General features: G+C 66.7%; 9 protein-coding genes and 1 pseudogene. 6 read left to right on the top strand and 4 right to left on the bottom strand.

Annotated features, from left to right (window positions below; all coding sequences use genetic code 11):
- Window positions 1-74: pseudogene (locus FFS27_RS22080) on the top strand (acyltransferase); the annotation flags it as partial.
- Window positions 75-381: 307 nt separating this feature from the next.
- On the opposite strand, the gene FFS27_RS22075 reads toward FFS27_RS22080, so the two are convergent.
- From FFS27_RS22075 to FFS27_RS22060, 4 genes are all read right to left on the bottom strand, one after another.
- Window positions 382-726 carry a hypothetical protein gene (locus FFS27_RS22075; protein ID WP_003084452.1) on the bottom strand — a complete coding sequence of 115 codons (345 nt, stop codon included), beginning with the start codon at window positions 724-726 and terminating at the stop codon, window positions 382-384.
- 82 nt (window positions 727-808) lie between these two features.
- Window positions 809-1,387 carry a lysophospholipid acyltransferase family protein gene (locus FFS27_RS22070; RefSeq protein ID WP_021263131.1) on the bottom strand — a complete coding sequence of 193 codons (579 nt, stop codon included), beginning with the start codon at window positions 1,385-1,387 and terminating at the stop codon, window positions 809-811.
- 76 nt (window positions 1,388-1,463) lie between these two features.
- On the bottom strand, window positions 1,464-2,276 hold the full coding sequence (mutM, locus tag FFS27_RS22065; protein ID WP_003102876.1) for a bifunctional DNA-formamidopyrimidine glycosylase/DNA-(apurinic or apyrimidinic site) lyase: 813 nt from the start codon (window positions 2,274-2,276) through the stop codon (window positions 1,464-1,466).
- Window positions 2,277-2,334: 58 nt separating this feature from the next.
- On the bottom strand, window positions 2,335-3,159 hold the full coding sequence (locus tag FFS27_RS22060; protein WP_003128920.1) for an HDOD domain-containing protein: 825 nt from the start codon (window positions 3,157-3,159) through the stop codon (window positions 2,335-2,337).
- Between the two features lie 216 nt (window positions 3,160-3,375).
- Between FFS27_RS22060 and pfpI the strand changes: the two genes are divergently transcribed.
- The 5 genes from pfpI (at window position 3,376) to FFS27_RS22035 (ending at window position 9,577) form a co-directional block, all read left to right on the top strand.
- Window positions 3,376-3,915, top strand: coding sequence for a protease PfpI (gene pfpI, locus FFS27_RS22055; protein WP_003128919.1), 540 nt, complete (start codon window positions 3,376-3,378; stop codon window positions 3,913-3,915).
- 72 nt (window positions 3,916-3,987) lie between these two features.
- Window positions 3,988-5,184 (top strand): class I SAM-dependent rRNA methyltransferase, encoded by a 1,197-nt coding sequence (locus FFS27_RS22050; RefSeq protein ID WP_003084438.1) that lies wholly within the window; start codon window positions 3,988-3,990, stop codon window positions 5,182-5,184.
- A gap of 327 nt (window positions 5,185-5,511) precedes the next feature.
- Entirely contained in the window at window positions 5,512-7,350 is a 1,839-nt protein-coding gene (gene ilvD / locus FFS27_RS22045) for a dihydroxy-acid dehydratase (protein WP_003084436.1), read from the top strand.
- Between the two features lie 229 nt (window positions 7,351-7,579).
- A complete protein-coding gene (locus tag FFS27_RS22040; protein ID WP_003102887.1) occupies window positions 7,580-8,965 on the top strand; it encodes a nucleobase:cation symporter-2 family protein in 1,386 nt (461 codons plus the stop codon).
- Window positions 8,966-9,103: 138 nt separating this feature from the next.
- Window positions 9,104-9,577 carry a metallophosphoesterase family protein gene (locus FFS27_RS22035; RefSeq protein ID WP_003102894.1) on the top strand — a complete coding sequence of 158 codons (474 nt, stop codon included), beginning with the start codon at window positions 9,104-9,106 and terminating at the stop codon, window positions 9,575-9,577.
- Window positions 9,578-9,592: the final 15 nt, after the last annotated feature.

Here is a 9,592-nt window from a genome sequence, read left to right as displayed (position 1 = left end):
CCCTGTTCAACGGCCCGCTGGGCGGCCTGATGCGGCGCTGGGGCGGTATCCCGATCCAGCGCCACCTGAAGCTGAGAGCAAGGACGGACAGGAACACCCACTGACTGAACATACGCGAAATCCTTATCTTGGTTGAGTCGGTCGGCCACCCCTGGTCGACCTTGTGACCTTGCTGGTCAGCAGGACACTGTCACCATCGGAGAGTCCGATCAAGTGCCGCGAACGGTCCGTGCGGAACATCTGTCATCGGCCGATGCGGCGCTATAGCTGCCGCCTGCCGTGGCGGAAGAAAAGACTTAGCCCAATCTCCGTGCCCCCTGCAATGCATCGAGAAAACAAAAAGCCGGTCGATGACCGGCTTTTTTTCATTCCGTTGGAGACTCAGCTTTCGTCGTGGTTATAGCCGCTGGTGGTGCAGCCCAGGCAACGGACGAAGGCTTCCTTGCCCGGATCGACCACCAGCGCCTGGCCGGCCTTGCCGACGCTGCCGCTGGCCGCGGTGAACGGCAGGCTGACCACGAAGGCCACCGCCCCGACGGCCGTGGCGGCGATCAGGAAGGGACGGGCGATGAGCAGATCGCCGATCATGGCGTACGCGGGGGGCGCTTCGACGGTGTACATCGGGTCGCCGCTGGCGTTTTCCTGCACGGCATCCGCCAGCGCGGGCATGGACGAGAGCCCGGTGGTCAGCGCCAGCACGAGCGCGGTGGTGCGAAACAGGTTCATGGAAGCGGTCCTTTCTGGTTTTTGGTTGGGCAGATATCGCCTAACTATAACAGCGCTGCGGGTAGTGCCAGCGTGACCGCCTTCAATCGCCGAGGAATGCGTAGTGCGGCTTTTTCGGGATGAACGGCCGGTAGAAGCCAATCAGGCTGCACAGGTCGGCGTCCTCGTTGCCGGTCGGCCAGAAGGGTTCGCCGATGACGACCCGCCGGTTCTCGTAGTCCAGCGCCGCCGGCACCACCGGCACGCCGGCGCCACGGGCGATGTGGTAGAAGCCCATGCGCCAGCGGTCGACCTTCTTGCGCGTGCCTTCCGGAGCGATGATCAGCATGAACTCACGGTGCTCGCGGAAGGCCTGGATCGCCTGGTCCACGGTATTCAGCTTCAGGTGGCGCTGGATCGGGATACCGCCCCAGCGCCGCATCAGGCCGCCCAGCGGGCCGTTGAACAGGGTGTGCTTGCCGAACCAGCGGGCGTTCAGGCGCAGGACGAACTTGGCGGCAAGGAAGGCCACGAAGTCCCAGTTCGAGGTGTGGTGGGCGCCGATCACCACGAACTTGTCGAGCGCGGGCAATTGGCCCTCGATCTTCCAGCCGGAGAGTTTCAGCATGGCATGGCCGAGCGACTCGACCAGGGTGTTGCGAGGCAGGTAATTGCCGGACATCGTGCACCTTTCTTATGGCAGGCCGCTCACCGTGGCGGCCCTTCTTGTGGCGGTAGAGTATGCGCGGCGCGGCGCTTCAGCGTTGGCAGCGCGGGCAGTACACGCTGGCGCGCTGGCCTAGGCGGATCTCGCGCAGGGTGCTGCCGCAGACCTTGCAGAACTCCCCGCCACGGCCATAGACGAACAATTCCTGCTGGAAGTAACCGGGCTGGCCGTCGCCGCCGACGAAATCGCGCAGGGTGGTGCCGCCGCGCTCGATGGCGATCGCCAGGATCCGCTTGATCTCCTCCGCCAGGCGCAGGTAGCGCGCCTTGGAGATGCTCCCGGCGGGCTTGCGCGGATCGATGCCGGCGGCGAACAGCGCTTCGCTGGCGTAGATGTTGCCGACCCCGACCACCACCGCGTTGTCCATGATGAACGGCTTGACCGCCATGCTCCGCCCGCGCGACAGCTCGAACAGACGCTGGCCGGCGAAAGCGTCGGTCAGCGGTTCCGGGCCGAGGTTGCGCAGCAGCTCGTGCTCCAGTGGCGCCAGGCTCCAGAGCATGGCGCCGAAGCGCCGCGGATCGGTGTAGCGCAGGGCCATGCCCGAGGCCAGCTCGATGTCGACGTGCTCGTGGCGACTGGCCGGGGTGCCGCTCTCCACCAGCCTCAGGCTGCCGGACATGCCCAGGTGGCTGATCAGCGTACCGGCCTCGGCGCCCAGCAGCAGGTACTTGGCGCGGCGCTCGACGCTGACGATGCGTTGTCCGGACAGGCGCACGTCCAGGTCTTCGGGGATCGGCCAGCGCAGGCGCCGCTCGCGCACGATCACGCGCTCGACGCGCTGGCCTTCGAGGTAGGGGGCGATGCCCCGGCGGGTGGTTTCGACTTCGGGTAGTTCGGGCATGACGGCAGCAATCCGGTTGACCGCGGCACCTTAGCAGGAAGCGCCGCGGCGCGGCCAGTCAGTAGCTGCCCTGGCCGACGCCCAGCTCGAGAATCGAGCCCTTGAGGTTCTCGAAGTCGTAGTCGGTGAGCCCGACGTAGTCCAGCACCAGCGCGCCGATGCTGTTCCACTCGTGGTCTTCCGGCTGGTTGCCGAGAATCCGGTGCGAGCCGCAGATGTGCTCGGCCATCTTCAGGATCGCCAGCAGGTTCTTCAGCTGGGTGTCGCGGGCCGACTCGTCGCCGAAGATCGACAGCGCGTTGTGGTGGTTGGCGATCGCCTCGCAGACGTGCTCCGGCAGGCGCCAGGAGCGCGCGGTGTAGTAGCCGACCACCGCATGGTTGGTGTTCAGCACGCGGTTCTCGGTGTCCACCACCCGGCGCTCGTCGCTGGCGGCGGCATAGGCCTCCTCCAGCACCGCCATATAGTGCGGGAAGCGCTTGAGCATCAGCGGAATGCCGCAGTTGTGGAACAGGCCGAGGGCGTAGGCTTCGTCCACCGACTCGTAGCCGACCCGCTTGGCCAGGCTCAGGCAGCTCATGGCCACGTCCTGGGCGGTGTCCCAGAAACGGTTGAGGGTGACGATGGTGTCGTCGCTCATCTCGCCCTTGATCGACTGGGCGTTGATCAGGTTGATCACCGAACGACTGCCCAGCAGGTTCACCGCGCGCTGGATCGAAGTGATGCGGTTGGCCAGGCCGAAGAACGGCGAGTTCACCAGTTTCAGGAGGGCGCCGGAAAGGCCCGGGTCCTGGCTGATCAGCCTGGCGATGTTCTTCAGGTCCGGATTGGGCATGACCTGCTCCATCTGCAGGTCGACCATGATCTGGGGTTGCGGCGGCACGCTGATGCCTTGCAGGGCCTGGCGGATCTGCTCGGCGGTGAGTTCTTGGACCATGAGGGCGGGGGCGAAAGTTGACGGTGTGCGCAGTTTACCCGGAGAACCCCGCCATGGGGCGGGCTTCTGCCGGAAAAGCGGCGCCAGGCAACGGGCATGGAACTTTTCCCGCAGCCGCCAGGGTCGGAATGTATACCCCCATCCGATATCGGGAGACACGCCATGACCCAATCCCTGCACGGCAAGGTCGTCGCCGCCCTGGTGACCGACGGTTTCGAACAGATCGAACTGATCGGTCCGAAAAAAGCCCTGGAAGACGCCGGCGCCACGGTAAGGATTCTTTCCGACAAGGCCGGCGAGGTGCGCGGCTGGAACCATCACCAGCCAGCCGACGCCTTCCGCGTCGACGGCACCTTCGAAGACGCCAGCCTGGACGACTACGACGCCCTGCTGCTGCCCGGCGGGGTGGTCAATTCCGACCAGATCCGCAGCCTGGCCAAGGCCCAGGAACTGGCGATCCGCGCCGAACAGGCGAGCAAGCCGGTGGCGGTGATCTGCCACGGCGCCTGGCTGCTGATCTCCGCCGGACTGGTGCAGGGTCGTACCCTGACCAGTTGGCCGTCGCTCAAGGACGACATCAACAACGCCGGCGGCCACTGGGTGGACCAGGAGGTAGCGGTGGACGGCAAGCTGGTGAGCAGCCGCAAACCCGAAGACATCCCGGCCTTCAACCGTCGATTCATCGAAATCCTCGCCGGCTGAACGGCCCGCGTTCGCGCAGCGGCGAATCCCGTCGCTGCGCTATAATCGCGCTCTTTTGCCGGAGCCTTTCCCATGACCCTGCCCAGCTTGCGTCTCAAAGCCAACGCCGAGCGCCGCCTGCGCGCCGGCCACCTGTGGGTCTACAGCAACGAGGTGGATGTCGCCGCGACGCCGCTGAATGCCTTCGCCGCCGGCGACCAGGCGGTGCTGGAAATGGCCAACGGCAAGCCGCTGGGCATCGTCGCGCTGAGCCCGAACAATCTCATCTGCGGCCGCCTCATTTCCCGTGATACCAAGCACGTTCTCGACAAATCACTGCTGGTTCATCGCATCAACATCGCCCTCAGCCTGCGCGAGCGGCTTTTCGACAAGCCGTTCTACCGGCTGGTCTACGGCGATTCCGACCTGCTGCCCGGCCTGGTGGTCGATCGCTTCGGCGACGTGCTGGTGGTGCAACTGGCGTCCGCGGCCATGGAACTGCGCAAGGACGAGGTGCTCGCTGCCCTGCTGCAGGTGCTCAAGCCCGCCGCCGTGCTCTGGAAGAACGACTCCAGCGCGCGCGACGCCGAGGGCCTGGAGCGCTACGTGGCCAACGCCTACGGCGAAGTGCCGGAGTGGGTTGCGCTGGAAGAGAACGGCGTGAAGTTCGAGGCGCCGGTGCTGGCCGGGCAGAAGACCGGCTGGTTCTACGACCACCGCATGAACCGCGCGCGCCTGGCGCCCTACGTGCAGGGCAAGCGGGTCCTCGACCTGTTCAGCTATATCGGTGGCTGGGGCATCCAGGCCGCCGCCTTCGGCGCCAGCGAAGTGATGTGCGTGGACGCGTCCGCCTTCGCCCTCGACGGCGTCGAGCGCAACGCGGCGCTGAACGGCGTGGCGGAGAAGGTCGCTTGCGTCGAGGGCGACGTGTTCGAGGCCCTGCGCGAGCTGAAGGCCGCCGACGAACGCTTCGACGTGGTGATCGCCGACCCGCCGGCCTTCATCAAGCGCAAGAAGGACCTGAAGAACGGCGAGGCCGCCTACCGCCGTCTCAACGAACAGGCCATGCGCCTGCTGAGCAAGGACGGCATCCTGGTCAGCGCCTCCTGCTCGATGCACCTGCCCGAGGACGACCTGCAGAACATCCTGATCGGCAGCGCCCGCCATCTCGACCGCAACATCCAGCTGCTCGAGCGCGGCGGCCAGGGCCCCGACCATCCGGTGCACCTGGCGATCGCGGAAACCCGCTACATCAAGAGCCTGACCTGCCGGCTGCTGCCCAACGGCTGAGCCCGTCCCGGCGGATGAGCGCCTGCGTTCATCCGCCCTACGGCCACCGCCGCTCATGGCGCGACGGGCGGCGCAAGACGCCAGCCGGGTCGCGACGCGCCGCTCCGCCGACCGCCAGCCTTCCCCATTCGCCCGCTCTGGGCTTAGAATCCGGGCATTCCTCGCCAATCATCCCCCGGCGGGCAGTGAGCCCAGGCCGTCGCCAATGGTGACCCCATTCAGACCCCGGCCAACTCCGTACACTCGGCTATTCCCCGTTTGCATCCGGTTCCTTCGACGCTCACGATACAGTCATAACCCGAACCTGATTAGCCGCAGGAAATCGTCATGCCCGATTACCGCTCGAAAACCTCCACCCACGGCCGCAACATGGCCGGCGCCCGCGCCCTCTGGCGCGCCACCGGGATGAAGGACGAAGACTTCAAGAAGCCAATCATCGCCATCGCCAACTCCTTCACCCAGTTCGTGCCCGGCCACGTGCACCTGAAGGACCTCGGCCAACTGGTCGCCCGCGAGATCGAGAAGGCCGGCGGCGTGGCCAAGGAATTCAACACCATCGCCGTCGACGACGGCATCGCCATGGGCCACGACGGCATGCTCTATTCGCTGCCGAGCCGGGAGATCATCGCCGACTCCGTGGAATACATGGTCAACGCCCACTGCGCCGACGCCATCGTCTGCATCTCCAACTGCGACAAGATCACCCCCGGCATGCTGATGGCCGCGCTGCGCCTGAACATCCCGGTAGTGTTCGTCTCCGGCGGGCCGATGGAAGCCGGCAAGACCAAGCTGGCCAGCCACGGCCTGGACCTGGTCGATGCCATGGTGGTGGCCGCCGACGACTCCTGCTCCGACGAGAAGGTCGCCGAGTACGAGCGCAGCGCCTGCCCGACCTGCGGCTCCTGCTCCGGCATGTTCACCGCCAACTCGATGAACTGCCTGACCGAGGCGCTCGGCCTGTCGCTGCCGGGCAACGGCTCGACCCTGGCCACCCACGCCGACCGCGAGCAACTGTTCCTGCGCGCCGGGCGCCTGGCCGTGGAACTCTGCCAGCGCTACTACGGCGAAGGCGACGACAGCGTGCTGCCGCGCAACATCGCCAACTTCAAGGCCTTCGAGAACGCCATGACCCTGGACATCGCCATGGGCGGCTCGACCAATACCATCCTGCACCTGCTGGCCGCCGCCCAGGAGGCCGAGGTGCCGTTCGACCTGCGCGACATCGACCGCCTGTCGCGCAAGGTGCCACAACTGTGCAAGGTGGCGCCGAACATCCAGAAGTACCACATGGAAGACGTGCATCGCGCCGGCGGCATCTTCTCCATCCTCGGCGAACTGGCCCGCGGTGGCCTGCTGCACACCGACGTCCCCACCGTGCACAGCCCGAGCATGGCCGACGCCATCGCCCAGTGGGACATCACCCAGACCCGCGACGAAGCCGTGCACACCTTCTTCAAGGCCGGTCCGGCGGGCATCCCGACCCAGACCGCGTTCAGCCAGAACACCCGCTGGCCGAGCCTGGACGACGACCGCGCCGAGGGCTGCATCCGCAGCGTCGAGCATGCCTATTCCAAGGAAGGCGGGCTGGCCGTGCTCTACGGCAACATCGCTCTCGACGGCTGCGTGGTGAAGACCGCCGGGGTCGACGAGTCGATCCACGTGTTCGAAGGCAGCGCGAAGATCTTCGAAAGCCAGGACGCCGCGGTGAAAGGCATCCTCGGCGACGAGGTGAAGGCCGGCGACATCGTGATCATCCGCTACGAAGGACCGAAGGGCGGGCCGGGCATGCAGGAAATGCTCTATCCGACCAGCTACCTGAAGTCCAAGGGCCTGGGCAAGCAGTGCGCCCTGCTCACCGACGGACGCTTCTCCGGCGGCACCTCGGGCCTGTCCATCGGTCACGCCTCCCCGGAAGCCGCCGCCGGCGGCGCCATCGGCCTGGTGCAGGACGGCGACAAGGTGCTGATCGACATTCCCAATCGCTCGATCAACCTGCTGGTCAGCGACGAAGAACTCGCCGCCCGCCGCGCCGAACAGGACAAGAAGGGCTGGAAGCCGGCCGCGCCGCGTGCCCGCCGCGTCAGCACCGCGCTCAAGGCCTACGCCCTGCTCGCCACCAGCGCCGACAAGGGCGCGGTACGCAACAAGGCGCTGCTGGACGGCTGAATCGTCCCGCGACGAAAAAAGCCCGGTCCCGCGCCGGGCTTTTTCATTCGCGCGTGCGCACGCCGAATGGCGGATAACCGCAAGCGGTCATTCGCCCTACCGCTCACCCACGCTCCAACCGTAGGGCGCATACGCCACCGGCGTTATCCGCCGACATGCGGCGCAGCCAGGCCTGGGCGAGACCGCGTTCGCCCAGTAAAATCGCGCTCTTTTTCCCCGGACCGCCACCATGAGTTCCCTGCAAAGCCCGTCGGACGCCAGCGCCCGCAACGACCTGGTCTATGGCCTGGACGACCGTCCCAGCGCTCCCATCGCCCTGCTCGCCGCCCTCCAGCACCTGCTGGCGATCATCGTGCCGATCGTTACCCCCGGCCTGCTGATCTGCCAGGCGCTGGGCGTATCGCCGCGCGACACCAATCTGATCGTGTCGATGTCGCTGGTGATCTCCGGCATCGCCACCTTCGTCCAGTGCAAGCGCTTCGGCCCGTTCGGCGCCGGACTGTTGATCGTCCAGGGCACCAGCTTCAACTTCGTCGGCCCGCTGATCGCCGGCGGGGCGCTGATGGTCAAGCAGGGCACGCCGGTGGAAAGCGTGATGGCGGCGATCTTCGGCGTGGTCATCGCCGGCTCCTTCGTCGAGATGGGCATCTCGCGCATACTGCCGTTCGTCAAGCGGCTGATCACCCCGCTGGTGACCGGCATCGTCGTGCTGATGATCGGCCTGACCCTGATCAAGGTCGGCCTGATCAGCATGGGCGGCGGCTTCTCGGCGATGTCCAACGGCACCTTCGCCAACGGCGAGAACCTGCTGCTGTCCGGCGTGGTGCTGGGCATCATCGTGGTGCTCAATCGCATCCCGGTGGTATGGATGCGCAGTTGCGCCATCGTCATCGCCCTGGCCGTCGGCTACGCGCTGGCCGGCTACCTCGGCCGCCTGGACTTCACCGGCATGCACCAGGCCGAGCTGTTCCAGGTACCGACCCCGCTGCACTTCGGCCTGGACTTCTCCTGGCCGCTGTTCATCCCGATGCTGGTGATCTACCTGGTCACCTCCCTGGAAGCCATCGGCGACGTCACCGCCACCAGCAAGGTGTCGAAGCAACCGGTGGAAGGCCCGCTGTGGATGCAGCGGATCAAGGGCGGCGTGCTGGTCAACGGCGCCAACTCGTTCCTCGCCGGTATCTTCAATACCTTCCCCAGCTCGGTGTTCGCCCAGAACAACGGGGTGATCCAGCTCACCGGAGTGGCCAGCCGCTACGTCGGCCTGTGGATCGCCGCCATGCTGGTCCTGCTCGGCCTGTTCCCGAGCGTCGCCGGCGTCATCCAGGCGGTGCCGGAACCGGTACTGGGCGGCGCGGCGATGGTGATGTTCGGCGCGGTGGCCGCTTCGGGCATCAACATCCTCGCCGGCATCCAGCTGGACCGCCGCGCCCTGCTGATCATCGCCGTGTCCCTGGCCCTCGGCCTGGGCGTTTCGCAGGTGCCGGAGTTCCTCGCGCACATGCCCGCGGCGCTGCGCAACGTGCTGGAATCCGGGGTCGCCACCGGCGGCATCTGCGCCCTGCTGCTGAACTGGTTCCTGCCGGAAAGCCCGGTCCAGAAGGCCGGACACTGATAGGCGCGGCGCCACCTCCGGGTGGCGTCGCGGTTTTCGCCGAAGGGTTTTCGTACCCGGCCAATGGTTGGGTATGATCGACGGCATGGCCATGCCCGTCGGCCACCCTCTTCCGTCCCGCAACCCGGACCCGCGCCCATGCCCCAGTCCCGCCGCCCGTTGCGCATCGGCCTGATCGCCGACACCCATGGCCTGCTCCGGCCCGAGGCGCTGGAACGGTTGCGCGGCTGCGACCAGTTGATCCATGCCGGCGACATCGGCAAGCCGGAAATCCTCGCCGAGCTGGAACGCCTGGCGCCGCTCTCGGTGGTGCGCGGCAACAACGACACCCAGGACTGGGCGGCGGACATCCCCGAGCGCCTGCTGCTGAAGATCGGCCGGCTGACCCTCTACGTACTGCACGACCTCAAGCGACTCGACCTCGACCCGGCCGCCGAAGGCATCGACGTGGTGGTCGCCGGACATTCGCACAAGCCGCTGAAGGAAGAGCGCGACGGCGTGCTCTACCTCAACCCGGGCAGCGCCGGACCGCGGCGCTTCAGCTTGCCGATCGGGATCGGCGTGCTGGAAGTGGCGGGGAAGAAGATCGAGGCGGAGCTGATCACCCTCTGACCCCGCCTGGAACCG

The sequence above is a fragment of the Pseudomonas sp. 2VD genome (genome assembly GCF_005503585.1).
GTDB classification, from domain to species: Bacteria; Pseudomonadota; Gammaproteobacteria; order Pseudomonadales; family Pseudomonadaceae; genus Pseudomonas; species Pseudomonas aeruginosa.
This window is presented reverse-complemented; position numbering and strand designations above follow the sequence as displayed.